Here is a 26,186-nt window from a genome sequence, read left to right on the forward strand (position 1 = left end):
GCACTTCGCTTCATGAAAAAGCCGGCGTCCTGCGCCGGCTTTTTCATGTGTGCTCGATCACTGCAGGGTGTTACCGCTCCGGCACGAGCCGCAAGCCAACGCGGGCCGAGTCCGCGCCCATTTGTGCCGTGTGATACCTGCCCTCGATGTAGTCGCGGGCCTGGTCGCCATAGTGCGGGTCGAACAGCACTCCGCTTTGCCCGACCGGGTTGATGGTCAGCGCCTGCCCGGCGTCGGCGAAATCGATCAGGCGGCGGGTGGAGGGGCCATAGGTCACCGGCCAGGGCGCCGGGCCCATCTTCGCCGACAGGTTGTTGGGCACTTCATGGCTGCCAGGTGCCGCGAAGGAACCAACGTTGAACAGCAGGTTCAGCGGCTTCTGCGTGCCAAGCGGATGATTGTGGGTCAGGGTATGGGCTTTGCCCCATTGCCACGCCGCAGGGTCGTCGCCAAACCGCTCGCGCAAGTGCGCCAGGCTGCGCTGCCAGGCCTCGCGTACCACCTGGGTGCGGTCGCTGCGCTCGGTGCTGCCCTGCTGGTTCCACCAGGGCGACCCTGCATCCGCCGCGAGGCGAGGCAACGCGGCATCGATGGCGCGGGTATTGATCAGCACGCCAAACCAGGTATCGCCGAGCTCATCGTGCAGGGCGGTGTAGGCCAGGTCGTACAGAAACTGGTTGAACAGCGTGGCGCTGATCGAGTCCAGCGGGTAGTCGCCCTGCCAGGCGGCAAGCTGCTCGACCAGCTCCTTCTCCTGATCGTCCCGGGCGATGTCGCGCAGAGTGCCCAACAAGGGTGCCAAGGTGCGGGGGCCATAGTCGGTGCCGGTGTCCAGTTGCAGCGCCTGGCTGTTCTGTACGTCCCAGCGGATCTCGGGATTGGCCAGCTGGCGGTCGAGCTGGCGTCCCCGGTCAGGCAGGTTGTAGTAGCCCGGTACGGGGATGGCCGCGGGCGGCTGGAAGTTGGCCGAGACAATATACCCGCTGGTTGGGTTCTCCTGCTGCGGGTTGGCGCTGAAAGGCTGGAAGCCTGCCTTGTGTGGCTGATCGCTGGCACCGTCGAGGATGAACGCCGGGTTGACCCCGGCAGGCCGCACCGGCAGTTGCGCCGCCGCCCACCACCCGATATCGCCAGCGGCGCTGGCCCAGACCAGATTGAGGCCCGGTGCCTGGATCTTCGCCGCCGCGGTGCGCATCTTGGCCAGGGTGTCGGCGCGATTGACCTGGTAGAAGCCTTCGAGGATCGGGTTCTCGGTCTCCAGGAACGCCCACCACAAGGCAACAGGCGTGGGCCCGGCGGCATCGCCGATCACTGGGTTGACGATCGGACCATGGGGCGAGCGGCGCAGGGTAATGCTGACAGGAGCCTCCCCCTTGACCGCGATCTGCTGCTCGACCCGCTCGAGGTCCTGCCACTGGCCATCGACCATGACCTGCTCGGAGTTGTCTGGGTTGACGCGTTCGGCAATCAGGTCGACGTCATCGTTCTGGAACATCGTCAGGCTCCAGCCGAAGTCGCGATTATGCCCCAGGGAGGCAAAGGGGTTGAGCGCCTGGTGATAGCCGTACAGGTTGAAGCCCGGCGCGCTCAGTTCCGCCTCGTACCATACGGCAGGCACGGCGAAGCCGATGTGCGGGTCGCCCGCGAGCAGCGGCTTGCCGCTGCGGGTACGGCTGCCCGACACAGCCCAGGCGTTGCTGCCTTCGAACTGCGCCACACCCGCATCGCGCAGTGCCTCGTGGCTCAGTCGCGCCAGCTGTTCCAGCCAGCGCCAGTCCTCGGCTGCCAGGGCGGTGGACTGCAAGGCGCCTTCTGGCTGCCAGTCGAGGTCGAAGATGCGCAGGTACTCGGCTCCCAGCTGGTCGCGAATGAACGTCAGCGCAGGCTCGGTCCGAAAGGCCGCTGCAAAGCTGTAGGCCAGGTAGCCGGCGACGCTGAAGGTGTCCTGGGCAGTGAAGGGACGAGTATTGATGCCCAGCAGATCGAATTCCATGGGCTTGGGATGGCTGGCCTGCCAGGCATTGATGCCCTCCAGGTAAGCCTGCAGGGCCAGCCAGGCGGGAGATTGCCTGTCCTGACGCTCGACCATGCGCTCGGCCTGATCGCGGATGCGCAGGCTGCGGAACAGAGTATCGGTGGGCACCAGCTTGCTGCCCAGCACCTCGGCCAGCTCGCCCCGGGCCAGGCGCCGGACGATCTCCATCTGGAACAACCTGTCCTGGGCGTGCACGTAGCCCAGCGCGCGGTACATGTCCGGCTCGTTGCGCGCCTCGATATGCGGCACTCCGCGAGAATCGAAGTGTACGCTCACGGGCTCCTGCAGGCCGGCGATGGCCGTCTCGCCCTCACGCTGTGGCAGCTTGCCCTGCACATACCAGGAGCCGGCCCCGGCAATGACGGCCACAACCAGTGCCATGAAGATCAGACTGCGTTTCATCGAGAATCCTTGTGCATTCGAGCTCCACCCAGGGTCTGCATCCTATTCGCGCTCACAGAAATCACCGTGTTGAACCGCTCGCCAGCTTGCCACGGCGGAGCTCAGAGCTGAATATTCCCGTTCATTCGATCCGGATTCCACCGATGCCTGCGTCTTTCCATCCCGACCTGCTGCGCGCCAGCCTTGCGCCACTGGCGGCGCGCCAGCCGTTGTCGGTCCAGGCGCTGAACTACCAGCGTTTCTACAGCCTTCCAGGCCAAGGGTGGCTAGGGAGCCTGCACATCGACGGATTCGACCTGGCCGGGCAGGTATGGCTGCCCGAAGCACCGGTGGCAACGCTGTTTCTACTGCATGGCTTCTACGACCACATGGGCCTCTACCGGCATGTCATCGAGTGGGCGCTTGGCCAGGGGTTTGCGGTCATCGCCTGCGACTTGCCTGGACATGGCCTGTCCAGCGGCGAGCGGGCCAGCATCGACGACTTCCTGGTCTACCAGCACATGTTGCAGGCGCTGTTCGAGCAAGCACGGCTGCTCGACCTGCCGCGGCCTTGGCACCTGTGCGGGCAGAGCACCGGCGGAGCCATCGTGATCGATCACCTGCTGCATGAAGGGGAGCGCAGCCCGGCGGACGGCCAGGCGATCCTGCTGGCGCCGCTGGTGCGGCCTCGGGCCTGGTACTGGTCGAAGCTGAGTTACCGGGTGTTGCGCCACTTCGTCAACGGCATCGACCGGCGCTTCAGTGAGAACAGCAACGACCCGTTGTTTCTGCCGTTTCTTCAGGCCGATCCGCTGCAGCCGAGGCGCCTCCCGACGGCCTGGGTCGGGGCTCTGGTGAACTGGGTCAAGCGAATCGAATCGGCGCCGAGCAGCTTGCGGCGGCCGCTGATCGTGCAAGGCGAGGCGGATGGAACGGTGGACTGGCCCTACAACCTCAAGGTGCTCAGGGCCAAGTTCGCTGATCCGCAGATATTGATGCTGCCCGACGCACGGCACCACCTGGCCAACGAGCTGCCCGATATCCGTGAGCGCTACTTCGCCTTTATCGACCAGCGGCTGGGCTGATCACCTGAGGTCGGCAGCGTTCTGGCCGACCGCGAGCCCCGCGCGGATCGCGGCCAGGGCGGCCTTGTAGTACGCCTCGCCCTGGGGCGATTCGGCAAAGGTGGCGAACTCTTCGAGCTCGGCGTCGGACAGGTCGCGGTAGACATACAGCAGTGTGTTGGAGAGGTCATCGCCGATCTGCTGCATCAGGCGCTGGCGCTGGCCTTCGAGCATACCCTGGGCCTGGCCGCCGCCGAACAGGCCGGGGAGCATCGAGCTGAGGCTGTCTGCCGCGACGCCTGCGATCGCAAGGCTGACCTCGGCGCCGGCTTCGCGGGCTGGCAGGGCCTGGGCCAGGTGGCCGATGGTCAGCAGGCGGTTGTCGCTCGCGGCGATCTTGGGCAAGCCCTCGGCATGCTTGGCCAACTGGTCGCGGCGGGTCGCCAGCAGTTCGGCGGCGACCACCTTGCGTCCCAGCGGCGACTGGAAGAAGCCCAGCGCGGGCTGCGGGTCCTTGAGATTGGCGCGCAGTTGCGCCAGGGCGCGGCGGTCTATTGCCTGGGCCTGGAAGCGCTGGTTGCTGTTGTTGACCAGCGCCTGGTAGACCGCAGGCGGCAGGCTGTTGCGATAGCGCTGCTGGGCGGCGCCAAGAGCATCGATGAAGTGGGCGCGCTGGTCGGGCCAGCCGGCGGCCTTGTACAGTTGATCAAGGCTGTCTGCCCAGACAGGCATGGTGCAGCACAGCATCAGCAGCAAGCAAAACAAACGGCGCATTCAAGACTCCTGTCGGCAGGCCGCCATTGTCCGTAACAGGGCCCGCCTTTGTCGAGATACCATTGCACACTCTCGGCCAAGTGGCGCTGTCGGTTTGACTGGCGGATGGATACTATGCGCGCCATGCACATCTCCCCCGATCACCCCTCGCTGTTGCGTATCGTCGATGACCTGGCCACCCGTGGCTGGGCGCAGCACGACGTGTTTCTGCCCCAGGACCTGAGCCTGGCGCTTGCGGCCGAGTGCCTGCAACGCGCCGCGGAGGGCGAGCTGGCGCCGGCCAGTGTCGGGCGCGGTGCTGCCCAGGAGGTGTTGGAGCGTATCCGGGGTGACCACATCCAGTGGATCGAGCCCGGCCAGGCCGAGGTCTGCGACCGCTACCTCGGTGTCATGGAGAGCCTGCGCCAGGCGCTCAACCGTGGGTTGTTCCTGGGGCTCGAAGACTTCGAATGCCATTTTGCGATGTACCCGCCGGGGGCCTTCTATCGCCAGCACCTGGACCGCTTTCGCGACGATGACCGGCGCATGGTGTCGGCGATCATCTACCTCAACGAGGGCTGGCAACCCGACGATGGGGGCGAGCTGCGCATGAGCCTGGCCGATGGCGTGGTGCACGATGTGCAGCCTTGCGCCGGTTGCCTGGTGGTCTTTCTCTCTGGCGACATTCCCCATGAAGTGCTGCCGGCGCAGCGTGACCGCCTGTCACTGACGGGCTGGTTCCGGCGTCGTGGCAATGAGCCGTTCTGAGCGATCGACCCTGACGGGCCAGGCTACGGCTGCGCTGGTGTATCGTCTTTTTTCTCAAGCCACTTCTGTTGCAGGGCGGTCAGGCGGCCGTCGTCCTTGATGCGCTGCAAGGCGTTGTCCACGGCGCTGCGAAACGCAGGGTTACCCTTCTGGAAAGGAATCACCAGCGACGGCTTGCCGTCTTCAGCGGTCTTCCAGGGCTGACTCACGTCGACGCGCCCATCGAATTGCTCGCTGGCGTTCACCGGGTCGAGAGCGATGTCGTACTTGCCGCTTTCAACACCCGGCACGACCTCATCGGCAGGTATCTCGATGAACTCGGCGCGCACATCCAGTTCACCGGCCAGCACTTGTCCCAGCTCGATTGCAAAGCCGGTCAGGCGGTCATTTTCCTTGAAGCTGAACGGCGGAGTATCGGCCTGCACCGCGATGCGCAGCTCGCCGCGGTCGTTCACTTCGTCGATCAGCTCTGCCTGGGCCCAGGGGCTGGCAATCAGAGCGAGGATGATGAGCAGGGTCGAACGCATGGCTATACCTTTTTCTTCTTGGCGGTGGATTCTGAACGCAGGCTCTGACCCCGGGTCCCTCACAATGTTTAGCTGAAGGCAAAAAAAAGGGAGACCCACCAGGGCCTCCCTTTTTCAGGCTGCAACCGGAATCAGAACAGCACGCGGGACCGGATGGTGCCCTTGACCTGCTGCAGCTTTTCCTGCGCCAGGTCCGAGTAGTCGGCATCGACGTCGATCACGACGTAGCCCACTTTCTCGTTGGTCTGCAGGAACTGACCCGAGATGTTGATCCCGTTCTCGGCGAAGACCTTGTTGATCTCGCTGAGCACGCCCGGGATGTTTTCGTGGATGTGCAGCAGGCGGTGCTTGCCCGGGTGGGCCGGCAGGGCCACCTCTGGGAAGTTGACCGACGATACCGAAGTACCGTTGTCGCTGTACTTGACCAGCTTCTCGGCGACTTCCAGGCCGATGTTGGCCTGGGCCTCGGCGGTGGAGCCACCGATGTGCGGAGTCAGGATGACATTGTCCAGGCCGCGCAGCGGGCTCTCGAACTCTTCATCGTTGGAGCGCGGCTCGACCGGGAACACGTCGATGGCGGCGCCGATCAGGTGCTTGTCCTTGATGGCGTTGGCCAGGTGATCGAGTTCGACCACGGTGCCGCGGGCGGCGTTGATCAGGATGCCGCCCTTTTTCATGGCGCGGATTTCCTTCTCGCCGATCATCCACTGGGTGGATGGCAGTTCAGGCACGTGCAGCGAGACGATGTCGGCCAGGCCCAGCAGCTCGTGCAGGTTGCCCACCTGAGTAGCGTTGCCCAGCGGCAGCTTGGTGATGGTGTCGTAGAAGTACACCTGCATGCCCAGGCCTTCTGCCAGCACCGACAGCTGGGTGCCGATCGAGCCGTAGCCGATGATGCCAAGCTTCTTGCCACGGATCTCGAAGGAGTTGGCCGCGCTCTTGATCCAGCCGCCACGGTGGCAGGAAGCGTTTTTCTCGGGGATGCCGCGCAGCAGCAGGATGGCCTGGGCCAGTACCAGCTCGGCGACCGAACGGGTGTTGGAGTACGGGGCGTTGAACACAGCAATGCCGCGCTCACGGGCCGCATCCAGGTCGACCTGGTTGGTGCCGATGCAGAAACAGCCGACAGCGACCAGTTTCTTGGCGCAATCGAAGATCTCTTCGGTCAGCTGGGTGCGCGAGCGGATGCCGATGAAGTGAGCGTCGGCGATCTTTTCCTTCAACAGGGCTTCCGGTACGGAACCCGTGAGGTACTCGATGTTGGTATACCCGGCAGCCTTGAGGGTATCCACTGCGTTCTGGTGGACGCCTTCAAGAAGAAGGAACCTGATCTTGCTCTTGTCGAGAGAAGTCTTGCTCATCTGCGTAAACCTGTGTCCCGGAGAAAAAATGGCAGGGAAGTAAAGCGTCGCGGCATCGGCCTGTAGCACGAATGGCGGGGTCGCTATGCTAGCATAGGCGACTCCCGATCAGCTCGATCCGACAGGTGAAGAGTGCTCAGGGTGACTATGAATCATTCGAGAGTTCAAGCGATGACCCATACCGCGGTACTTGATGAGCTGATGACCCTGGTCGACCCTGGCAAGGTCCTTACCGACGCCGCTTCACTCGAAGTCTACGGCAAGGACTGGACCAAGCATTTTCCCCCTGCGCCCAAGGCGATCGTCTTTCCCAAGAGCACCGAACAGGTGCAGGCCATCGTCCGCTGGGCCAACGCCCACGGGGTGGCGCTGGTGCCGTCGGGCGGGCGTACCGGGCTGTCGGCCGCCGCCGTGGCCGCCAATGGCGAAGTGGTGGTGTCGTTCGACTACATGAACAAGATCCTCGACTTCAACGCATCCGATCGCACCGTGGCCTGCCAGCCAGGCGTCGTGACCCGGCAGCTGCAGCTGTTCGCCGAGGAGCAGGGCTTGTACTACCCGGTCGACTTCGCGTCTTCGGGCTCAAGCCAGATTGGCGGCAACATCGGCACCAACGCCGGCGGCATCAAGGTGATCCGCTACGGCATGACCCGCAACTGGGTCGCGGGGCTCAAGGTCGTGACCGGCAAGGGCGACCTGCTCGAGCTGAACAAGGACCTGATCAAGAACGCCACCGGTTACGACCTGCGGCAGCTGTTCATCGGCGCCGAGGGCACCTTGGGCTTTGTGGTCGAGGCGACCATGCGACTCGATCGCGCGCCGCGCAATCTCACGGCCATGGTGCTGGGTACGCCTGACTTCGACTCGATCATGCCGGTGCTGCACGCCTTTCAGGACAAGCTCGACCTGACGGCCTTCGAGTTCTTTTCCGACAAGGCGCTGGCCAAGGTCCTGGGTCGCGGCGACGTGCCAGCACCGTTCGAGACGAACTGCCCGTTCTATGCGCTGCTGGAATTCGAAGCCAGCAGCGAAGAAGTCGCAAGCGACGCCCTGGCCACCTTCGAGCATTGCGTCGAGCAGGGCTGGGTGCTGGATGGCGTGATGAGCCAGAGCGATACCCAGCTGCAGAACCTGTGGAAGCTGCGCGAGTACATTTCCGAGACCATCTCGCACTGGACGCCCTACAAGAACGACATTTCGGTGACCGTCTCGAAGGTCCCGGCCTTCCTGCGCGACATCGATGCGATCGTCGCCCGTCATTACCCTGATTTCGAAGTTGTATGGTACGGCCATATCGGCGACGGCAACTTGCACCTGAACATCCTCAAGCCCGAGGGGATGGACAAGCAACTGTTCTTCGCCACGTGCGCCAAGGTCAACAAGTGGGTGTTCGAGATCGTCGAGCGCTACAACGGTTCGATCTCCGCGGAGCACGGCGTGGGCATGACCAAGCGCGATTACCTGGCATACAGCCGCTCGCCCGCTGAAATCGACTACATGAAGGCCATCAAGCAGGTGTTCGACCCCAACGGGATCATGAACCCAGGGAAGATCTTCGCCCCGGAATAACAGCAGTTTCTACAGCGCCAGGAGTCGGCAATGAGCTATCAGCACCAGTATCTGGACGGCACGCATATTCACTTTCCCCTGGGCAAGGTGGTGTGCATAGGCCGCAACTATGCCGAGCACGCCAAGGAGTTGGACAACCCGATCCCGAGCGAGCCGCTGCTCTTCATCAAGCCAGGCAGTTGCGTGGTGCCACTGGTGGGCGGCTTCAAGATTCCGACTGACCGTGGTTCGGTGCACTATGAGGCCGAAATCGCCGTGCTGCTGGGCAAGCCACTGTCGCAGCACCCCACCGAGGAAGAAGTGCTCGATGCCATCTCGGGCTTTGCACCGGCACTCGACCTGACCCTGCGTGACGTACAGGCCAGGCTCAAGGAGAAAGGCCTGCCGTGGGAGCTGTCCAAGTGCTTTGACGGAGCTTGCGTGCTGCCGCCCTTCGTCGCCGCCGGTACCTTCGAGGACCTGACCGACATCGGCATTCGCCTGACCATCAATGGCGAAGTGCGTCAGGATGGTAACAGTGCGCTGATGCTCAATCCGATCGTCCCGATCATCCAGCACATTGCCGCGCACTTTTCCCTGCAGCCCGGTGATGTGATCCTGACCGGCACGCCGGTGGGCGTCGGCCCGCTGAATCCGGGCGATGAACTGGTGCTGGAGCTGCCAGGCGCCAGCCGTTTCGAGAGCCAGGTTCTCTGATCTGACAAGGGTGACAGCCTTGCGCTGTCATCCCTTTTCCCTGCCTGCTGACGTTTTTGCCACTTTTTTCACAAACTAGCCGGATAATACTCTGGTTGTTTCACGTGCCCATGCCGGCGCAGTGCTGTGAACAGACCGGCAAGAACCCTCAGGAACACTCTTCATCATGGCTTTCCCTTCCAGTGCTTCCAGGCCTGACGCGCAGAAGCGCCGGCTCTTTCGACGCTGGCCGCTCTGGCTGGCAGCTGCAGCGGTCATCGGCTACGGCGTGGCAATTGCCATGCACTGGGACGACCGCGGATTGCTGTGGGTGAAAGAAGGTTTCGAAAACCCCGTGACCCAGAAAGAGAGCATCTGGCTGCCCGACTATCATGTCGATATCGACGCCAAGGTGCTTCCGGGCATGGAGGACGACGAGGCTTCAGACCTTTCCTACAATCCACAGACCCGCACGCTGTTCGCTGTCATGGGCAAGAACCCGTTTCTGGTCGAACTGACCCTGGACGGCGACGTGCTGCGCAAGGTCCCGCTGATCGGCTGGAGCAATCCCGAAGGTGTGGCCGTGCTCGAAGGCGGGCAACTGGCGATCGTCGATGAGCGCACCCACGACATGACCCTGGTCAAGGTCGATGCCCAGACCACCACGCTCAACCGCGCCGACTACAAGCCCTATGACCTGGGCGAGTCGGTCAAGAAGAACAAGGGCTTCGAGGCCGTGGCATGGGACCCGGTGCGCCAGCGTATCGTGATCGGTGAAGAGCGCCCGCCCAAGCTCTATGTACTGGACAGCGATGGCCGCAGCCCGCTGACGGGCGAGAAGCGCCATCTCCCTAGCACCGAGCTGGACCTGCGCAATCTCTCGGCGCTGAGCGTCGATCCGCGTACTGGGCACCTGCTGGTGCTGTCGGCCGACTCGAACATGCTGCTCGAACTCGATGAGCACGGTGAGCAGGTCAGCTTCATGACCTTGCTGGGCGGTTTCAATGGCCTGAGCGACACCCTGCCGCGTGCCGAAGGCGTGGCCATGGACGGGCAAGGCGACCTCTATATGGTCAGCGAACCGAACCTGTTCTACCGTTTTCGCAAGAACTGACAGTGCTATCAGGCTTTTCGCATAGTGGCATTAAGCTTTGTTTCAGCTGATTCGTGGTTAGATTCGCCTTCTTCCAGCCGAGTCTGCCTTCATGCGCCGTGTGCTCCGTCTGCCTCTTGTCCTGCTCTTCGTCGTTTTGCTCGCCCTGGTGCTGGGTGGGGTGGCCGGGCAGGAATTCCGCTTGTTCGAACGGACCTGGTTCAATCTCAAGACCTGGTGGCAGCCTGCTGAAAACAGCATGGCACTGGACCGCTACCAGGTAGTGATCGAAGCGCAGGTCGTCGACGGGCTGGATGACGATATCTCCGCGCTGACCTACGATCCGGACCGCAAGAGCCTGTTTACCGTCACCAACGCCCGTTCCGAACTGATCGAACTGTCCCTGGACGGGCGCATATTGCGCCGCGTGCCGCTGACCGGCTTCGGCGACCCGGAGGCGGTGGAGTACGTGGGGCCCGGTACCTATGTGATTACCGACGAGCGTCAGCAGCGTCTGATTCGGGTACGGCTGCAGGACGACACCGCCCTGCTCGATGCCAAGGATGCCGAGCAACTGACCCTGGGTATCGGCCTGAACGGCAACAAGGGTTTCGAAGGCCTGGCCTACGATTCAGCGGGCAAGCGCCTGTTCGTGGCCAAGGAGCGTGATCCGATGCTGATCTACGAGGTGCATGGTTTCCCCCATGACAACCCCGGGCAACCCTACGCCGTGAACGTGGTGCAGGACACCAGGCGTGATTCGCGGCTGTTTGTGAGGGACCTTTCGAGCCTGCAGTTCGATGAGCGCAGCGGGCACTTGCTGGCGCTGTCGGATGAGTCGCGGCTGGTGCTGGAGCTTGATGTGAAGGGGAGGCCGCTGAGCACCCTGTCGTTGCGCCAGGGTTACCAGGGGCTCAAGCGGACTGTGCCGCAGGCCGAAGGCATCGCGATGGACGAGGCGGGAACGATCTATCTGGTGAGCGAGCCGAACCTGTTCTACGTATTCAGGAAGCCCGCCGAATGATCATCGACTCTCGGTGATACCTGTGTGAGCCGGCTCGCCAGCTCACACAGGTACTGATCAGACCTTCAGGCTCTTGACGCCCTCGGGGGTGCCCAGCAACAGCAGGTCCGCCGGCCGCGCTGCGAACAGGCCGTTGGTCACCACGCCGACGATACCGTTGATCTGGCTCTCCAGCCTTACCGGATCGGTGATCTGCATGTTGTACACGTCAAGAATCACGTTGCCGTTGTCGGTCACCACGCCCTCACGGTAGACCGGGTCACCGCCCAGCTTGACCAGTTCGCGTGCGACATGGCTGCGGGCCATCGGGATCACTTCGACCGGCAGCGGGAAGGCGCCCAGTACCGGTACCAGCTTGCTGGCGTCAGCGATGCAGATGAAAGTCTTGGCCACGGCCGCGACGATCTTCTCGCGGGTCAGGGCTGCGCCACCGCCCTTGATCAGGTTCAGACGCTCGTCGCTTTCATCGGCGCCATCGACGTAGAACTCCAGGTCGCTGACGGTGTTGAGCTCGTAGACCGGGATGCCGTGGCCCTTGAGGCGGGCGGCGGTCGCTTCGGAGCTGGCGACCGCGCCGTCGAAGGCGGTCTTGTGCTGGGCCAGGGCGTCGATGAAGCAGTTGGCGGTCGAGCCGGTGCCGACGCCGACGATGCTCTTGGCATCGAGCTTGGGCAGAATGTAGTCGACAGCAGCCTGGGCGACAGCCTGTTTGAGTTGGTCCTGGGTCATGCGGGCTCCGGAAGGGGCGGGAGTACTGAAAGCGGCCTAGTATACCGGCAAGTGGCGGCAAAACCTCGGCTTTGCTGTGGTCGCCCGACGCGGCGCTGGGGTAGACTCGCAGGCCTCGTTCCGCGGCCCAGTGATGCTTTCCCGATGCTCGAACAGTACGTCAAGAAGATCCTCACCTCGCGCGTCTACGACGTAGCCGTCGAAACCCCGCTGCACGCCGCCGGGCAGTTGAGCAAGCGTCTGGGCAACCAGGTGCTGCTCAAGCGCGAAGACCTGCAGCCGGTGTTTTCCTTCAAGATCCGCGGCGCGTACAACAAGCTCGCGCAGCTGAGCCCCGAGGAACTCGCCCGCGGCGTGGTCACCGCATCGGCCGGCAATCACGCCCAGGGCCTGGCGCTGGCGGCCCGTGAGCTGGGCATCAAGGCTACTATCGTCATGCCCAAGACCACCCCCGAGATCAAGGTCGAGGGCGTGCGTTCACGCGGGGGCAAGGTACTGCTGCATGGCGACTCCTTCCCCGAGGCGCTGGCCTATTCGCTCAAGCTGGTCGAGGAAAAGGGCTTTGTCTACATCCATCCCTACGACGACCCGCACACGATCGCCGGCCAAGGCACCGTGGCCATGGAAATCCTGCGCCAGCACCCTGGCCAGCTGGACGCGATCTTCGTGCCGGTGGGCGGCGGCGGGCTGATCGCCGGTATCGCGGCCTATGTGAAGTACCTGCGTCCCGAGATCAAGGTGATTGGCGTCGAGCCGGACGACTCCAACTGCCTGCAGGCGGCCATGGCCGCAGGCGAGCGCGTGGTACTGCCGCAGGTCGGGCTGTTCGCGGACGGCGTGGCGGTGGCGCAGATCGGACACCACACCTTCGAGATCTGCAGGAACCATGTGGATGAAGTGATCACCGTCAGCACTGACGAGATCTGCGCGGCGATCAAGGATATCTACGACGATACCCGCTCTATCACAGAGCCTGCTGGCGCATTGGGTGTCGCCGGCATCAAGAAGTATGTCGAGCTCCAAGGTGTGAGCGGCCAGACGCTGGTCGCCATCGAGTCGGGCGCCAACGTCAACTTCGACCGCCTTCGCCATGTGGCCGAGCGCGCCGAACTGGGCGAAGGCCGCGAGGCGATCATCGCCGTGACCATCCCCGAGCGTCCCGGAAGCTTCAAGGCTTTCTGCGAGGCCATCGGCAAGCGCCAGATCACCGAATTCAACTACCGCTACCATGCCGAGGGCGAGGCGCACATCTTTGTCGGCGTGCAGACCCATCCGGAAAACGACCCGCGGGTGGCGCTGGTCCGGCAGTTGACCGAGCAAGGTTTCCCGGTGATCGACCTCACCGACAACGAGCTCGCCAAACTGCACATCCGGCACATGGTGGGTGGGCATTCGGAAGGCGCGGTCGACGAGATCGTGTTGCGCTTCGAGTTTCCCGAGCGACCTGGCGCGCTGTTCAACTTCCTCAACAAGCTCGGCGGGCGCTGGAACATCTCGATGTTCCACTACCGCAACCATGGCGCGGCCGATGGGCGTGTGGTGGCGGGCCTGCAGGTGCCCGACGACGAGCGTCACCTGGTGCCCGCGGCACTGGAGGCGATCGGCTATCCATACTGGGACGAGACCGACAACCCGGCGTACCGGCTGTTCCTGGGCTGAGCGGCTACGCTTGCTGCAACGCATCAGGACGCGATGACATGGACCTGCTCACCACGCTGAAGACCTTGCACGTACTCAGCCTCGTGCTGCTGCTCGGCAGCGCACTGGGCCTCGCCCTGTGGGTCTGGCGCGCGCGCCGGGCAGGCGCTGCCGGCGTCTGGGGCCGGTTGCTGGATCGGCCGCGGCTGTTCTGGTGGCTGCTGATGGGGCTGTGCATCGTCGGCATGCCCTTCACCGGCTGGTGGCTGGTGCATCTGGTGGGCTGGCCGCTGGGGCAAGCGTGGATCCTGGGGTCCAGCGTGCTGTACACGATCGGTGCGTTCAGCCTGTGGTGGCTGGTGGTCAGGTTGAACCGCCTGCGGCGGGGCGAGCCCCTGGGGTTGCGGTTTACCCTGGTGCTTGCGGTGATCAGCGCGCTTTGCTTCCTTGCCATTGCCGGGCTGATGGGCTTCAAGCCAGTCTGATCCGGCAGCAGACGCGGACATTACGGTCTTTTCACCTCGCTGCACATAAGCTGTGGCGGTGCGTTGCTGCGCTCGCAGGCTTTGTGGAACAATGCGGTGACATGCGTTTTCGAGATTGCTGCCGTGATCGACCCGGATGGTTTTCGCCCAAATGTCGGGATCATTCTGACGAATGATGCCGGACAGGTGTTATGGGCTCGGCGGATCAACCAGGATGCCTGGCAATTCCCGCAAGGGGGGATAAACCCCGAGGAATCGCCGGAAGATGCCCTGTACCGCGAGCTGAACGAAGAGGTGGGCCTGGAGCGCGAGGACGTCGAGATTCTTGCCTGCACCCGCGGCTGGTTGCGTTATCGTTTACCCCAGCGTCTGGTGCGCACGCACAGCCAGCCGCTGTGTATCGGCCAGAAACAGAAGTGGTTCCTGCTGCGCCTGGTGTCCAACGAGCAGCGAGTGCGGATGGACCTGACGCCAAAGCCCGAGTTCGATGGCTGGCGCTGGGTCAGCTACTGGTATCCGCTGGGCCAGGTGGTGACATTCAAGCGCGAGGTCTACCGACGCGCCCTCAAAGAGCTTGCCCCGCGTCTTCTGACGCGCGACTGACGACGGAGTTCGACCCCGAGCCATGCTCAATACGCTGCGCAAGATCGTCCAGGAAGTGAACTCCGCCAAAGATCTCAAGACGGCGTTGGGGATCATTGTCTTGCGCGTGAAGGAGGCCATGGCAAGCCAGGTCTGCTCGGTGTACCTGCTCGATCCCGAGACCAACCGGTTCGTGCTGATGGCCTCCGAAGGCCTCAACAAGCGTTCGATCGGCAAGGTGAGCATGGCGTCCAACGAGGGTCTGGTGGGCCTTGTAGGAACACGCGAAGAGCCGCTCAACCTCGAGAACGCCGCCGGTCACCCGCGTTACCGTTATTTCGCCGAAACCGGCGAGGAGCGTTTCGCCTCCTTCCTGGGTGCACCGATCATCCACCACCGCAGGGTGGTGGGCGTGCTGGTCATCCAGCAGAAAGAACGCCGCCAGTTCGACGAAGGTGAAGAAGCCTTCCTGGTGACCATGAGCGCGCAGCTCGCCGGGGTTATCGCCCATGCCGAGGCGACGGGCTCGATTCGTGGCCTGGGACGCCAGGGCAAGGGTATCCAGGAGGCACGTTTCGTCGGGGTGCCGGGCTCGCCGGGTGCCGCCGTGGGCCGCGCCGTGGTCATGCTGCCGCCCGCCGACCTCGATGTGGTGCCGGACAAATCCGTTGACGACATCGACGCCGAGCTCACGCTGTTCAACACGGCACTGGAAGGCGTGCGCGAAGACATGCGCAAGCTGTCGGCCAAGTTGGCCACCCAGCTGCGGCCCGAAGAGCGTGCGCTGTTTGATGTCTACCTGATGATGCTCGAAGATGCCGCCCTCGGTGGCGAGGTGGTGGAGGTCATCCAGACTGGCCAGTGGGCCCAGGGCGCCTTGCGCCAGGTGGTGACCGAGCACGTCAACCGCTTCGAACTGATGGACGATGCCTATCTGCGCGAGCGGGCCTCCGACGTCAAGGACCTGGGCCGGCGCCTGCTGGCCTACCTGCAGGAGGCCCGCCAGCTGTCGCTGGTCTATCCCGACAACTCCATCCTGATCAGCGAAGAGCTGACCCCCGCCATGCTTGGCGAAGTGCCCGAGGGCAAGCTGGTCGGCCTGGTCTCGGTGCTCGGTTCAGGCAACTCCCACGTCGCGATCCTGGCCCGGGCCATGGGTATTCCCACGGTGATGGGCCTGGTCGACCTGCCGTATTCGAAGGTCGACGGCATCGACATGATCGTCGACGGCTACAAGGGCGAGGTCTTCACCAACCCCAGCGAAGCGCTGCGCAAGCAGTACAGCGAGGTCGTCGAGGAAGAGCGCCAGCTGGCCCAGGGCCTGGACGCGCTGCGCGAGCTGCCATGCATCACTCCCGATGGCCACCGCATGCCGCTATGGGTCAATACGGGCCTGCTCGCCGACGTAGCCCGCGCCCAGCAGCGCGGCGCCGAGGGCGTTGGCCTTTACCGCACCGAAGTCCCCTTCATGATCAACCAGCGCTTCCCGAGCGAGAAAGAGCAGCTGGCGATCTACCGTGAGCAGTTGGCGGCTTTCCACCCGCTGCCGGTCACCATGCGCAGCCTCGATATCGGCGGCGACAAGGCGCTGTCGTATTTCCCCATCAAGGAAGACAATCCCTTCCTCGGCTGGCGCGGTATCCGCGTTACGCTTGATCACCCGGAAATCTTCCTGGTGCAGACCCGTGCGATGCTCAAGGCCAGCGAAGGCCTGAACAACCTGCGTATCCTGTTGCCAATGATTTCGGGCATCCACGAGCTCGAAGAAGCCCTGCACCTGATCCACCGCGCCTGGGGCGAGGTGCGCGACGAGGGTACCGACGTGCCGATGCCGCCGGTCGGAGTGATGGTCGAGATTCCCGCCGCGGTGTACCAGACGCGCGAGCTGGCGCGCCAGGTGGACTTCCTGTCGGTGGGCTCGAACGACCTGACCCAGTACCTGCTGGCCGTCGACCGTAACAATCCGCGTGTCGCCGACCTTTACGACTACATGCACCCTGCGGTTCTTCAGGCTCTGCAGGCCGTGGTTCGCGATGCACATGCCGAAGGCAAGCCGGTGAGCATCTGTGGCGAGATGGCCGGCGATCCTGCTGCCGCCGTGCTGTTGATGGCCATGGGCTTCGACAGTTTGTCGATGAACTCGACCAACCTTCCCAAGGTGAAGTGGATGCTGCGCCAGATCAACATGAGCAAGGCCCGGGATTTGCTGGCCGAAGCCATGAGCCACGACAACCCGCAGGTTATCCACAGCTCGCTGCAGCTGGCGCTCAAGAACCTGGGGCTGGCGCGGATGATCGGGCCTGGGGCGGACAAGCCTGTCTAGCCCAGCCGTACACGATGCATAGCGTCACACCGTCAGCTCTATCTCGCCCAGATGACCGCCGAATGGCCCGAAGCTGCGCTCGATCAGCCGCCGGCGTCCCTGGGCATCGACAATCAGCACCGTGCTGGCCCGCGTCCCATAATTCTGGCTGGCAATGAACACGCTCGAAAGCAACCGCTCGGTCGCAAGGCCAACGCCGGTCTGCGGCAGCTCGGCGTCGGACGCCTGTGTGCCATCGGCCAGCAGGTCAATCAGCCGCTGGGGGAGGGGATCGTCCAGTACTTCCCGCAAGCCTTCGCGGGCCTTGAGCAGCTTGGGCCAGGGCGTGTCGAGCCCGGCGTTCGACAGCCCATGCACGCCTGGCTCCAGCAGCCGTGGCGCCTCTTCCTGCGCGTGCAGGAAGCCCAGCTGCCGCGTATCCCCGATCAGCAGGTTGAACCCGGAATACTGCGCACGGCGGCGGGCGACGTCTTCAAGATAGGCTTGAACCCCCCACTCCCCGCGCAGATAGGCCGCCACCAGCTCGCCACGTGACCGCGCGCCCTGCGGCTGCTTGGGGTCACGGATATTGGTCAGAGCAGCGAAGCGCCCGCCTGGGCCGACCCCGAGCCAGGTACCGCCCGCCTCCAGGTCGCGCCCGGCATATACACCGGGCGCATCTTCCCAGGCCGCCAACGCCTGGGTGGGTCGCGCATGGAACTCGTCGCGGTTGGCCGCGACCACTAGCGGCAGGGCATTCCCGGGCCGCCAGGCAAAGACGATCAGGCACATAGGTTGGCCTCTGTGTTTTCGCTCACTCTACCCATAGCCGACACATCCATCCATACGCTGTCCGACTCTTCACTAGAGGCCCGGTGCCCGCTTCCGTTACCATGCCGGATCGTTTTTCCAGGGGACGCCGAATGGAGTTCGTACTCTACGTGCTGTTGGGAGCCTGTGCCGGCGTGCTGGCCGGGCTGTTCGGCGTGGGCGGCGGCATCATCATCGTCCCGGTACTGGTGTTCAGCTTCACCTTGCAGGGCTTCGAACCCTCGGTGCTGACTCACCTGGCAGTGGGCACATCGCTTGCGACCATCGTCTTCACCTCGATCAACGCCATCATCGAGCACCATCGGCGTGGCGCGGTGCAATGGCCGGTCTTTGTCTGGATGACCGTGGGCATTCTTGTCGGCGCGGGCATCGGCGCCAAGACCGCTTCGCTGATCCAGGGCCCGATGCTGCAGAAGATCATCGGCGTGTTCGCCCTGATTGTCGCCGTGCAGATGGCGCTGGATCTGAAGCCCAAGGCGAGCCGTGGTATTCCCGGCAAGCCTGGGTTGACCCTTGCGGGCGTGGTCGTGGGCTGGGCCTCGGCGATCTTCGGCATCGGTGGCGGCTCGCTGACCGTGCCCCTGCTTACCTGGCGCGGCCTGCCCATGCAGCAGGCCGTGGCGACCTCTTCGGCCTGTGGCCTGCCGATCGCCCTGGCCAGCGCCCTGAGTTTCATGATCCTGGGCTGGCACGAGCCGCGACTGCCGGACCATAGCCTGGGGTTTGTCTACCTGCCGGCACTGGTCGGCATTGCTGTTACCAGCATGTTTTTCGCCCGCTTTGGCGCGCGTCTGGCACACAAGCTGTCGCCGCGCCTGCTCAAACGTCTGTTCGCCGCGCTGCTGTTCAGCGTCGGCCTGAGCTTTCTGCTTTAAACGAGAGGAATCACCATGCTGCCTTACCCGCAGATCGACCCCGTGGCCCTGGCCATCGGGCCGCTGAAAATCCACTGGTACGGGTTGATGTACCTGATCGGCATCGGCGGCGCCTGGCTGCTGGCCTCGCGTCGGCTCAACCGGTTCGATCCGACCTGGAGCCGCGAAAAACTGTCCGACCTGGTGTTCTGGCTGTCCATGGGCGTGATCGTCGGCGGGCGCCTGGGCTATGTGCTGTTCTATGACCTGCATGCCTACCTGGCCGACCCAACCCTGATCCTGGAAGTCTGGAAGGGCGGCATGTCGTTCCACGGCGGTTTCATCGGCGTGATGCTGGCCGCACTGTGGTTCGGCAAGCGCAACAACAAGTCGTTCTTCGAGCTGATGGACTTTGTCGCGCCAATGGTGCCGATCGGACTGGGTGCCGGGCGTATCGGCAACTTCATCAACGCCGAGCTGTGGGGCAAGGCCACCGACGTGCCGTGGGCCATGGTCTTCCCGCCGTTCAGCGACCCCGCGCAGCTGCCGCGTCACCCCTCGCAGCTGTATCAGTTCGCCCTCGAGGGCGTGGCGCTGTTCGTGATCCTGTGGGCGTTTTCACGCAAGCCACGGCCTACCATGGCGGTGTCGGGCATGTTCGCGTTGTTCTACGGGATCTTCCGCTTCATCGTCGAGTTCGTACGGGTTCCAGACGCGCAGCTGGGGTATATCGCCTTCGGCTGGCTGACCATGGGTCAGCTACTTTGCCTGCCGATGATCATCGGCGGCCTGGGCCTGATCTGGTGGGCTTATAATCGCAAGCCAACGGCGACGCCCGCCGTCTGATTTTCCACGGCAGGGGCAACTCCCCTGCCGTCTTCGTTACAGGTAAAGCATGAAACAGTATCTAGATCTGGTTCGCGACGTCATCGAGAACGGCACCCTGCAGGGTAACCGCACCGGCGTGCGCACCATCAGCCTGCCCGGCGCCATGCTGCGTTTCGACCTGCAGAAGGGCTTTCCGGCGATCACCACCCGCAGGCTGGCGTTCAAGTCGGCGATCGGCGAAATGGTCGGTTTTCTGCGCGGCGTGAAAAACGCCGGTGAGTTCCGTGAGCTGGGCTGCAAGGTCTGGGACCAGAACGCCAACGAGAACGCCCAGTGGCTGGCCAACCCGTTCCGCCAGGGGCATGACGACCTGGGCGAGATCTACGGTGTGCAATGGCGCCAGTGGCCCGGTTTCAAGCGTGTCCCGCTGAGCAACGCGGCGGCCATCGCCCTGGCCGAGCAGCAAGGTTTCCGCAGGATCGCCCAGGACGAAGAGGGCGGTGAAGCCTTTGTCGTGCTGTACAAGGCCATCGACCAGGTACGCCAGTGCCTGGACACCATCATCAACGATCCGGGCAGCCGCCGTATCCTGTTCCACGGCTGGAACTGCGCCCAGCTCGATGAAATGGCCCTGCCGCCGTGCCATCTGCTGTACCAGTTCCACCCGAATGTCGAGACGAAGGAGCTATCGCTGACCCTCTACATCCGCTCGAATGACCTGGGTCTTGGTACACCTTTCAATCTCACCGAAGGCGCGGCACTCCTGTCGCTGTTCGGGCGCCTGACCGGCTACACGCCGCGCTGGTTCACCTATTTCATCGGTGATGCGCACGTGTACGAGAACCACCTGGACATGCTCAACGAGCAGCTCAAGCGCGAGCCGCTCGAGGCGCCGAAGCTGGTGATCAGCGACCGGGTGCCGGCGTTTGCCGAGACGGGCGTATACGAGCCGCAGTGGCTGGAGCAGATCGAGCCGAGTGATTTCAGTCTTGAAGGGTACGAGCACCACGCTCCGATGACCGCGCCGATGGCGGTTTGAGAAGCTCCCAGGGGGTTGGGCATTCAGTGCCCGTGGCTTCTCCCCACATGTGAATGCTCTGCCTCCGGCGTCGTCACGGCGCCGTTCACTTCCAGGTGCTGCAGGATCGAGCACTGCGTTTCCCTGGGATGGCAATGCTGGCGTAGCTCGACCAGTTGCGTCTGCAGTGCGAGCAACCCGTCGATACGGGCCTGCACATGCTCGATATGCTCGTCGATCAGTGCGTTGACGCTCTCGCACTGGTCATCAGGGCTGTCGCGAAGCCTCAGCAGGCTGCGGATCTCATCCAGCGTCATGTCCAGCGTGCGGCAGTTGCGGATGAACGTCAGCCGCTCCACGTGGGCCTGGGTGTAGAGCCGGTAATTGCCCTCACTGCGCGCCGGTTCCGGCAACAAGCGCTCACGCTCGTAATAGCGGATGGTCTCCACGGCGCAGTCGGTTGCCTTGGCCAGTTCTCCAATCTTCATGAGTTATCCTCCACGAGTGGCTTGACCCTATAGTGGCTACAGGGTGTTCACTTGGCAACAGGCACTCTTAAGGACGAACCCATGAACCAGCCTGTCAGCCACGACCCGCACAAGCATTCCCATGACCATGACCATGACCATGACCATGACCATGACCATGACCATGACCATGACCATGACCATGACCATGACCATGACCATGACCACGCCCACGCCCACGCCTGCTGCTCCGGTGAGGCCCCGCCAGCGCTGGTGCAGCTGAGCGAGTCGGCCAGCAGCGACGCGCGCCTGAGCCGCTTTCGCATCCAGGCCATGGACTGTCCCACCGAGCAGATGCTCATCCAGGACAAGCTGGGCAAGCTGGCCGGCATCGAGCAGCTGGAGTTCAACCTGATCAACCGCGTGCTGGGCGTGCGTCATACCCTGGACGATACCGTCGGCATCGAGAAGGCGATAGGCGATCTGGGCATGCACGCCGAGCCCCTGGCCGATAGCGACACTGCCTCTGCTGCGCCACCCGCGGCTAAGACGCGCTGGTGGCCGCTGGTACTCTCGGGCCTGGCGGCAGTAGCGGCCGAGGTGGTGCATTTCACCGCGCTGGCCCCTGAGTGGCTGGTAGCGCTGCTCGCCCTCGCGGCGATCCTGGGTTGCGGCCTGGGCACCTACAAAAAGGGCTGGATCGCGCTCAAGAACCGCAATCTCAATATCAATGCCTTGATGAGCATCGCCGTGACCGGCGCCGTGCTGATAGGCCAGTGGCCCGAGGCGGCCATGGTCATGGTGCTGTTCACCGTCGCCGAGCTGATCGAGGCCCGCTCGCTGGACCGGGCGCGCAACGCCATCGGTGGCCTGATGCAACTGACTCCGGACATGGCCACCGTGCAGCAGGCCGATGGCCAGTGGCATGAGGTCGAGGTTCGCGAGGTGGCACTGGGTGCCCTGGTGCGTCTGCGCCCGGGTGAGCGCATCGGCCTGGATGGCCAGGTGGTCGGTGGACAGTCCAGTGTCGATCAAGCGCCGATCACCGGCGAAAGCCTGCCCGTGGAGAAAGCGGCAGGCGACAAGCTGTTCGCTGGCACCATCAATCAGGCAGGTGCCCTGGAGTATCGCGTCACTGCGGCGGCGGGGCATTCGACCCTGGCGCGTATCATCAAGGCCGTCGAAGAGGCCCAAGGCGCGCGCGCGCCCACTCAGCGCTTTGTCGACCGTTTCTCGCGCATCTACACCCCGGCCGTATTTGCGGTAGCCCTGGCGGTGGCGATCCTGCCGCCGCTGTTCATGGCCGGTGCCTGGTTCGACTGGATCTACCGCGCCTTGGTGCTGCTGGTAGTCGCATGCCCTTGCGCGCTGGTGATCTCGACGCCGGTGACTATCGTCAGCGGCCTGGCGGCAGCTGCGCGCAAGGGTATTCTGGTCAAGGGTGGCGTCTATCTGGAGGGTGGGCGCAAGCTGGATTTCCTGGCCCTGGACAAGACCGGCACCCTGACCCACGGCAAGCCTGTGCAGACTGATTTCAAGGTGCTGGATCCCGCGTTCGAAGGCCGTGCCCAAGCGTTGGCCGCAAGCCTGGCGGCGCGCTCCGATCATCCGGTATCGGGTGCCATCGCGGTGTTGGCGGCCGAGCAGGGCGTGGCTTTGAGCGAAGTCAGCGAATTCGCAGCCTTGCCCGGGCGCGGCGTGCGTGGCGACATCGACGGCCGGGCCTTTCATCTGGGCAACCACCGCCTGGTCGAGGAACTGGGACTCTGCTCGCCCAAGCTCGAAACCGAGCTCGACCAACTGGAACGGCAAGGCAAGACTGTCGTCCTCCTGCTCGACAGCTCGGGCCCGCTCGCTGTGTTCGCGGTGGCCGACACGGTCAAGGACAGCAGTCGTCAGGCGATCGCCGAACTGCACGCGCTGGGCATCAAGACCGTCATGCTGACCGGCGACAACCCGCACACCGCCGAGGCGATTGCCGCCCACGTGGGCATCGACCACGCCCGTGGCGACCTGCTGCCCGCTGACAAGCTGCAGGCCATCGAATCGCTCTACGCCCAAGGTCACCGGGTCGGCATGGTCGGTGACGGCATCAACGACGCGCCTGCCCTGGCCCGCGCCGAAATCGGCTTTGCCATGGCCGCAGCCGGCACCGACACTGCGATTGAAACGGCCGACGTGGCGCTGATGGACGACGATCTGCGCAAAATCCCTGCGTTTGTCAGGCTGTCGCGCCAGACGGCGGCAATCCTTACCCAGAACATCGTGCTGGCGCTGGGCATCAAGGCGATTTTCCTGGGCTTCACGTTCGCAGGCATGGCGACCATGTGGATGGCCGTGTTCGCCGACATGGGCGTGAGTCTGCTCGTGGTATTCAACGGCCTGCGCCTGCTGCGCAAGTAGGGAAGCTGACAAGAGGCCCGGCGCTTGGCAGGCCGGGGCCGTTCGGGCATGGATCAGAGTTCTTGCGCCAGCGCCTCGACCTGTTCCTGGCGCTCCGCCTGATTGACTCTCGCGCCCTCGTTGAGCGAGGACCACTGGGGGTGCGCGCGGGCTCTGGTCAGCGCCTCGGGAAGCTTGCCCTTGCGCCAGGTCTGCTCTTGCGGCGCCTCAAGGCGGATGCTGTCCTGCGCGGCGTGGCCACGCGCGTCGAGCGCATGCATCAGTTGCTGCTGGCGCAGGGCGAGCAGGCGCAGCACGGCGTCATCCACGGTCAGTTCGCGCTGGCCTTTGAGCTTGCCCATCAGCCGCGAGCCGTAATTGCGCGCGGTTTGCAGCGCCCCACCCGCCAGCGCGCCGGCCAGCGCGGCAGCGCCGAGGGTAAGTCCGCCGACGAGCAGATCGACTCCGGCCCCGGCTGCTGCGCCCGCTGCCACGCCGCTGCCCAGGCGTACGCCGAGCAGCTTGAGTGTCTCGGGGTTGAACAGGTCGTCACCCCAGCGGCCATCGAGCAGCGGGAGGTCGCCCGCGTTGGCGTCTTCGCGGCGAAAGCCGTGAAGTTTCAACAGTGCTTCGACGCACCGCTGCTCGCGCTGGCGCACTTCGCTACGCAAGGTTTCAACCGCCTTGGCTTCGGCGGCGGGCTCGGCTACGACACTGCGCCGGCATGCGGCGCAGTCGAGCAACAGCTCGGCGATCAGGTGCTTGCCGCTCTGGCGCCGGGCCAGGCGCTGGGCCTGTTGGTCGTCTATCAACCGTTGCAGTGCTGGGCGGGCAGTTTCCAGCAGCAGGGCGAGGCTTTCATACAGGCGCCGCTCGCCGTCCTCCGGAGGGGCGACACTGTCGAAACGCACCAGCGCGTGCAGGCCCAGGCGGGCCAGGGCATCACGCCACTCGGGCTCACGGTGCTGGCTGCTGGCGACGAAGTTGAGCACCGGCAGCAGCGGCTTGCCGCACCCAGCGAGCACTTCGAGTTCGTCGCGGTATTTGGCCAGCACCGGTTCGCGGGCGTCGATCACGTACAGTCCGGCGTTGCTGGCCTGTAGCTGGCGCAGCACCTTGGCTTCCTGTTCGAAGCGCTGGCGCGCTTCGCTGCCGTTGAGAAAACGCTCCAACCGTGCCGGACCGTCGAGCCGTTCGCCGGGTTGCTCCAGGCGCTCGAGGTAGTCGAGCAGCGCGATGGCGTCTTCAAGGCCCGGTGTGTCGTAGAGCTCAAGCAGCGGTTGGCCGTCCACGGACAGACGCGCGCCCTCGACGTGGCGCGTGGTGCTGGGTCGATGCGACACTTCGCCAAAGCCGACGTCGCGGGTCAGGGTTCGCAGCAGCGAGGTCTTGCCAACGTTGGTATGGCCGACCACGGCCAGTTTCAGCGGCTCAGTCATGGCCGTGCTCCAGCCAGCTCAGCGGCGCCGTGTCCGCATGGGCGAGGCCCAGTTGCTCCAGCGCCTGGCGCCAGTCGCCAAGGCGTGCGCTGTCCAGTGCCTGGCCTGGCGCGGCCTGCAACAGCCAGATCCGGGTGGATCCGGCGTTGCGCGCCAGCTCGGCGAGCAGCGCCAGGCTGCCACGATCAGGCGAGCGCAGCGGGTCGCAGGCGATGGCCAGGCGAGCCGGAGGAAAGCGGCTGAGTTGTTCCAGCAAGCGGTTGCGCGACTCGCGGCTGTCCAGGATACCGGCATCCTTGACGGACTCGGGCAAGGCCGGTGGCCAAGGACGTTGGTCGTCCAGCTCCAGGCCTACCAGCAACGCGCCACTGTTGCCGTTTTCATGCTGCCCGGCCTGGAAATGTGGCAGGGTCTCGGGGGCGGCGTCCTGCACACCGAGGCGTTCGCTACTGGGCATCAGGCTGCCCCGCAGCTGGCTGTAGCCAGGCAGGCTGAGATCGAGGGTCAGGCGCGTGTGGCCCCGGCGCCAGCGCCACAGGCACAGCAGCGCCAGGATCACCCGGGGCAGGATGCCGTACACCAGCAGCACGCCGAGCAACCAGCCGGCCCAGGCCTGGCGAGCGGCATCGAGCGCGGGCAGGCTGTCGCCGCTGGCGCGGATCATTGCCACGTCAGGTACGCTGAAACCGAGCAGGGCAGGCAGGACGCCGAGGGCCTGGGTCAGGCCGATGAAAGTGTCGGCGCCCAGAATGGTGGTTTCCCAGACAAAGCCATAGCGCCGGGTGGCGAGCAGCGTCAGCAGCATGATCAGCGCCGTGCCCAGTGCCAGTACCCACAGGCTGTGGACCAGCAAGCCGAGCAACCATCGGTTCAGGCGGCGGCGCTGTAACAGCACCAGCAGGGCGGGCGCCAGGTGCACGGCCTTGGCGTCGCGGGCGAAGCGTTCGCTCAGCCACAGCCACAAGCGGCCGAGGCCGCCGCCGTGCTCTCCCGCAAGGAAAAACCCCAGGCCCCAGCCCAGCAAGAGCAACAGATTCAACCCAAGCAGACTGCCCAGGGCCCAGAACACATTGACCGGACGCAGCCCATCGCCCAGCGCGGCGAAGGCCAGGCCCGCTCCGCTGAGCAGCGCGAGCAGCATCAAGGCCAGTACGGCGAGCCGCGCGCCTTGTTTCCAGTGGCGCAAGGCGATGGTCATGCCATCGCGGTCGGCCAGCGCCAGGGCGCGGCGTTGAATGCGTGCCGCCAGGTCGCCGCCCTGCTGACGTGCGTGGCGGTTGGCTTCCTGGTCTTCCAAGGGGCCTGCATGTTCCTCGCGCAGGCGCACCGCTTCGGTGAGCCAGCGCTTGTCGAGTTCAGTCAGTCCAGTCACAGGGTCTTC

At 64.4% G+C, this 26,186-nt stretch carries 23 protein-coding genes; 14 read left to right on the plus strand and 9 right to left on the minus strand.

Annotated features, from left to right (window positions below; genetic code table 11):
• Positions 1–70: 70 nt before the first annotated feature.
• Positions 71–2,437: a penicillin acylase family protein gene (locus tag AC0ZZU_RS01570; protein WP_476338504.1), complete on the minus strand. Its 2,367-nt coding sequence runs from the start codon at positions 2,435–2,437 to the stop codon at positions 71–73.
• 143 nt (positions 2,438–2,580) lie between these two features.
• On the opposite strand from AC0ZZU_RS01570, the gene bipL reads away from it, so the two are divergent.
• Positions 2,581–3,501: a phospholipase BipL gene (gene bipL, locus AC0ZZU_RS01575; protein ID WP_476338505.1), complete on the plus strand. Its 921-nt coding sequence runs from the start codon at positions 2,581–2,583 to the stop codon at positions 3,499–3,501.
• On the opposite strand, the gene AC0ZZU_RS01580 is transcribed toward bipL, so the two are convergent.
• Positions 3,502–4,254: a hypothetical protein gene (locus AC0ZZU_RS01580; protein WP_476338506.1), complete on the minus strand. Its 753-nt coding sequence runs from the start codon at positions 4,252–4,254 to the stop codon at positions 3,502–3,504.
• 114 nt (positions 4,255–4,368) lie between these two features.
• On the opposite strand from AC0ZZU_RS01580, the gene AC0ZZU_RS01585 reads away from it, so the two are divergent.
• On the plus strand, positions 4,369–5,001 hold the full coding sequence (locus AC0ZZU_RS01585) for a 2OG-Fe(II) oxygenase (RefSeq protein ID WP_476338507.1): 633 nt from the start codon (positions 4,369–4,371) through the stop codon (positions 4,999–5,001).
• Positions 5,002–5,024: 23 nt separating this feature from the next.
• Here AC0ZZU_RS01585 and AC0ZZU_RS01590 read toward each other — a convergent pair whose 3' ends face one another.
• A complete protein-coding gene (locus AC0ZZU_RS01590) occupies positions 5,025–5,528 on the minus strand; it encodes a transporter substrate-binding domain-containing protein (RefSeq protein WP_476338508.1) in 504 nt (167 codons plus the stop codon).
• A 131-nt stretch (positions 5,529–5,659) separates the two neighbouring features.
• The gene (gene serA / locus AC0ZZU_RS01595; protein WP_476338510.1) at positions 5,660–6,889 is read right to left on the minus strand and encodes a phosphoglycerate dehydrogenase; all 1,230 of its coding nucleotides are present in this window, start codon (positions 6,887–6,889) and stop codon (positions 5,660–5,662) included.
• Between the two features lie 171 nt (positions 6,890–7,060).
• On the opposite strand from serA, the gene AC0ZZU_RS01600 reads away from it, so the two are divergent.
• The 4 genes from AC0ZZU_RS01600 to AC0ZZU_RS01615 all read left to right on the plus strand — a co-directional run bounded on the left by AC0ZZU_RS01600 (position 7,061) and on the right by AC0ZZU_RS01615 (position 11,250).
• The gene (locus AC0ZZU_RS01600) at positions 7,061–8,458 is read left to right on the plus strand and encodes an FAD-binding oxidoreductase (protein ID WP_476338512.1); all 1,398 of its coding nucleotides are present in this window, start codon (positions 7,061–7,063) and stop codon (positions 8,456–8,458) included.
• Between the two features lie 30 nt (positions 8,459–8,488).
• Complete coding sequence (locus AC0ZZU_RS01605; RefSeq protein ID WP_476338514.1) at positions 8,489–9,154, plus strand: fumarylacetoacetate hydrolase family protein; 666 nt, start codon at positions 8,489–8,491, stop codon at positions 9,152–9,154.
• Between the two features lie 166 nt (positions 9,155–9,320).
• Positions 9,321–10,247, plus strand: coding sequence for an SdiA-regulated domain-containing protein (locus tag AC0ZZU_RS01610; protein WP_476338515.1), 927 nt, complete (start codon positions 9,321–9,323; stop codon positions 10,245–10,247).
• A gap of 91 nt (positions 10,248–10,338) precedes the next feature.
• Complete coding sequence (locus AC0ZZU_RS01615; protein WP_476338516.1) at positions 10,339–11,250, plus strand: SdiA-regulated domain-containing protein; 912 nt, start codon at positions 10,339–10,341, stop codon at positions 11,248–11,250.
• Positions 11,251–11,307: 57 nt separating this feature from the next.
• On the opposite strand, the gene rpiA is transcribed toward AC0ZZU_RS01615, so the two are convergent.
• On the minus strand, positions 11,308–11,979 hold the full coding sequence (gene rpiA, locus AC0ZZU_RS01620; RefSeq protein WP_476338517.1) for a ribose-5-phosphate isomerase RpiA: 672 nt from the start codon (positions 11,977–11,979) through the stop codon (positions 11,308–11,310).
• Between the two features lie 144 nt (positions 11,980–12,123).
• On the opposite strand from rpiA, the gene ilvA reads away from it, so the two are divergent.
• The 4 genes from ilvA to ptsP all read left to right on the plus strand — a co-directional run bounded on the left by ilvA (position 12,124) and on the right by ptsP (position 17,007).
• Positions 12,124–13,638 (plus strand): threonine ammonia-lyase, biosynthetic, encoded by a 1,515-nt coding sequence (ilvA, locus tag AC0ZZU_RS01625; protein ID WP_476338518.1) that lies wholly within the window; start codon positions 12,124–12,126, stop codon positions 13,636–13,638.
• A 38-nt stretch (positions 13,639–13,676) separates the two neighbouring features.
• Positions 13,677–14,102: a DUF2269 family protein gene (locus AC0ZZU_RS01630; RefSeq protein ID WP_476338519.1), complete on the plus strand. Its 426-nt coding sequence runs from the start codon at positions 13,677–13,679 to the stop codon at positions 14,100–14,102.
• Between the two features lie 123 nt (positions 14,103–14,225).
• A complete protein-coding gene (locus AC0ZZU_RS01635; RefSeq protein WP_158458847.1) occupies positions 14,226–14,705 on the plus strand; it encodes an RNA pyrophosphohydrolase in 480 nt (159 codons plus the stop codon).
• Positions 14,706–14,727: 22 nt separating this feature from the next.
• Positions 14,728–17,007, plus strand: coding sequence for a phosphoenolpyruvate--protein phosphotransferase (gene ptsP, locus AC0ZZU_RS01640; protein WP_476338521.1), 2,280 nt, complete (start codon positions 14,728–14,730; stop codon positions 17,005–17,007).
• 24 nt (positions 17,008–17,031) lie between these two features.
• On the opposite strand, the gene AC0ZZU_RS01645 is transcribed toward ptsP, so the two are convergent.
• Positions 17,032–17,778: an NRDE family protein gene (locus AC0ZZU_RS01645; RefSeq protein ID WP_476338523.1), complete on the minus strand. Its 747-nt coding sequence runs from the start codon at positions 17,776–17,778 to the stop codon at positions 17,032–17,034.
• Between the two features lie 131 nt (positions 17,779–17,909).
• Here AC0ZZU_RS01645 and AC0ZZU_RS01650 point away from each other — a divergent pair, with 131 nt between their 5' ends.
• The 3 genes from AC0ZZU_RS01650 to AC0ZZU_RS01660 are packed head-to-tail and all read left to right on the plus strand — an operon-like array spanning position 17,910 to position 20,538.
• Positions 17,910–18,692: a sulfite exporter TauE/SafE family protein gene (locus AC0ZZU_RS01650; RefSeq protein WP_476338524.1), complete on the plus strand. Its 783-nt coding sequence runs from the start codon at positions 17,910–17,912 to the stop codon at positions 18,690–18,692.
• Positions 18,693–18,707: 15 nt separating this feature from the next.
• Positions 18,708–19,517 (plus strand): prolipoprotein diacylglyceryl transferase, encoded by an 810-nt coding sequence (lgt, locus tag AC0ZZU_RS01655; protein ID WP_476338526.1) that lies wholly within the window; start codon positions 18,708–18,710, stop codon positions 19,515–19,517.
• 49 nt (positions 19,518–19,566) lie between these two features.
• A complete protein-coding gene (locus AC0ZZU_RS01660; protein ID WP_476338528.1) occupies positions 19,567–20,538 on the plus strand; it encodes a thymidylate synthase in 972 nt (323 codons plus the stop codon).
• Between the two features lie 23 nt (positions 20,539–20,561).
• Here AC0ZZU_RS01660 and cadR read toward each other — a convergent pair whose 3' ends face one another.
• The gene (gene cadR / locus AC0ZZU_RS01665) at positions 20,562–21,005 is read right to left on the minus strand and encodes a Cd(II)/Pb(II)-responsive transcriptional regulator (RefSeq protein WP_476338529.1); all 444 of its coding nucleotides are present in this window, start codon (positions 21,003–21,005) and stop codon (positions 20,562–20,564) included.
• Positions 21,006–21,086: 81 nt separating this feature from the next.
• Here cadR and AC0ZZU_RS01670 point away from each other — a divergent pair, with 81 nt between their 5' ends.
• Positions 21,087–23,387 carry a heavy metal translocating P-type ATPase gene (locus AC0ZZU_RS01670; protein WP_476338531.1) on the plus strand — a complete coding sequence of 767 codons (2,301 nt, stop codon included), beginning with the start codon at positions 21,087–21,089 and terminating at the stop codon, positions 23,385–23,387.
• Positions 23,388–23,440: 53 nt separating this feature from the next.
• Here AC0ZZU_RS01670 and AC0ZZU_RS01675 read toward each other — a convergent pair whose 3' ends face one another.
• On the minus strand, positions 23,441–24,805 hold the full coding sequence (locus AC0ZZU_RS01675) for a GTPase/DUF3482 domain-containing protein (RefSeq protein ID WP_476338533.1): 1,365 nt from the start codon (positions 24,803–24,805) through the stop codon (positions 23,441–23,443).
• Positions 24,798–26,177, minus strand: coding sequence for a DUF2868 domain-containing protein (locus AC0ZZU_RS01680; protein WP_476338535.1), 1,380 nt, complete (start codon positions 26,175–26,177; stop codon positions 24,798–24,800). The genes AC0ZZU_RS01675 and AC0ZZU_RS01680 overlap by 8 nt, the downstream gene beginning before the upstream one ends.
• Positions 26,178–26,186: the final 9 nt, after the last annotated feature.

The organism is Pseudomonas sp. JE3303, assembly GCF_056312565.1.

What these genes read in the sequence shown, in the direction of transcription:
- AC0ZZU_RS01570 (WP_476338504.1), bottom strand. Translation starts at nt 2,437, where the DNA reads ATGAAACGCAGTCTGATCTTCATGGCACTGGTTGTGGCCGTCATTGCC.
- bipL (WP_476338505.1), top strand. Translation starts at nt 2,581, where the DNA reads ATGCCTGCGTCTTTCCATCCCGACCTGCTGCGCGCCAGCCTTGCGCCA.
- AC0ZZU_RS01580 (WP_476338506.1), bottom strand. Translation starts at nt 4,254, where the DNA reads ATGCGCCGTTTGTTTTGCTTGCTGCTGATGCTGTGCTGCACCATGCCT.
- AC0ZZU_RS01585 (WP_476338507.1), top strand. Translation starts at nt 4,369, where the DNA reads ATGCGCGCCATGCACATCTCCCCCGATCACCCCTCGCTGTTGCGTATC.
- AC0ZZU_RS01590 (WP_476338508.1), bottom strand. Translation starts at nt 5,528, where the DNA reads ATGCGTTCGACCCTGCTCATCATCCTCGCTCTGATTGCCAGCCCCTGG.
- serA (WP_476338510.1), bottom strand. Translation starts at nt 6,889, where the DNA reads ATGAGCAAGACTTCTCTCGACAAGAGCAAGATCAGGTTCCTTCTTCTT.
- AC0ZZU_RS01600 (WP_476338512.1), top strand. Translation starts at nt 7,061, where the DNA reads ATGACCCATACCGCGGTACTTGATGAGCTGATGACCCTGGTCGACCCT.
- AC0ZZU_RS01605 (WP_476338514.1), top strand. Translation starts at nt 8,489, where the DNA reads ATGAGCTATCAGCACCAGTATCTGGACGGCACGCATATTCACTTTCCC.
- AC0ZZU_RS01610 (WP_476338515.1), top strand. Translation starts at nt 9,321, where the DNA reads ATGGCTTTCCCTTCCAGTGCTTCCAGGCCTGACGCGCAGAAGCGCCGG.
- AC0ZZU_RS01615 (WP_476338516.1), top strand. Translation starts at nt 10,339, where the DNA reads ATGCGCCGTGTGCTCCGTCTGCCTCTTGTCCTGCTCTTCGTCGTTTTG.
- rpiA (WP_476338517.1), bottom strand. Translation starts at nt 11,979, where the DNA reads ATGACCCAGGACCAACTCAAACAGGCTGTCGCCCAGGCTGCTGTCGAC.
- ilvA (WP_476338518.1), top strand. Translation starts at nt 12,124, where the DNA reads ATGCTCGAACAGTACGTCAAGAAGATCCTCACCTCGCGCGTCTACGAC.
- AC0ZZU_RS01630 (WP_476338519.1), top strand. Translation starts at nt 13,677, where the DNA reads ATGGACCTGCTCACCACGCTGAAGACCTTGCACGTACTCAGCCTCGTG.
- ptsP (WP_476338521.1), top strand. Translation starts at nt 14,728, where the DNA reads ATGCTCAATACGCTGCGCAAGATCGTCCAGGAAGTGAACTCCGCCAAA.
- AC0ZZU_RS01645 (WP_476338523.1), bottom strand. Translation starts at nt 17,778, where the DNA reads ATGTGCCTGATCGTCTTTGCCTGGCGGCCCGGGAATGCCCTGCCGCTA.
- AC0ZZU_RS01650 (WP_476338524.1), top strand. Translation starts at nt 17,910, where the DNA reads ATGGAGTTCGTACTCTACGTGCTGTTGGGAGCCTGTGCCGGCGTGCTG.
- lgt (WP_476338526.1), top strand. Translation starts at nt 18,708, where the DNA reads ATGCTGCCTTACCCGCAGATCGACCCCGTGGCCCTGGCCATCGGGCCG.
- AC0ZZU_RS01660 (WP_476338528.1), top strand. Translation starts at nt 19,567, where the DNA reads ATGAAACAGTATCTAGATCTGGTTCGCGACGTCATCGAGAACGGCACC.
- cadR (WP_476338529.1), bottom strand. Translation starts at nt 21,005, where the DNA reads ATGAAGATTGGAGAACTGGCCAAGGCAACCGACTGCGCCGTGGAGACC.
- AC0ZZU_RS01670 (WP_476338531.1), top strand. Translation starts at nt 21,087, where the DNA reads ATGAACCAGCCTGTCAGCCACGACCCGCACAAGCATTCCCATGACCAT.
- AC0ZZU_RS01675 (WP_476338533.1), bottom strand. Translation starts at nt 24,805, where the DNA reads ATGACTGAGCCGCTGAAACTGGCCGTGGTCGGCCATACCAACGTTGGC.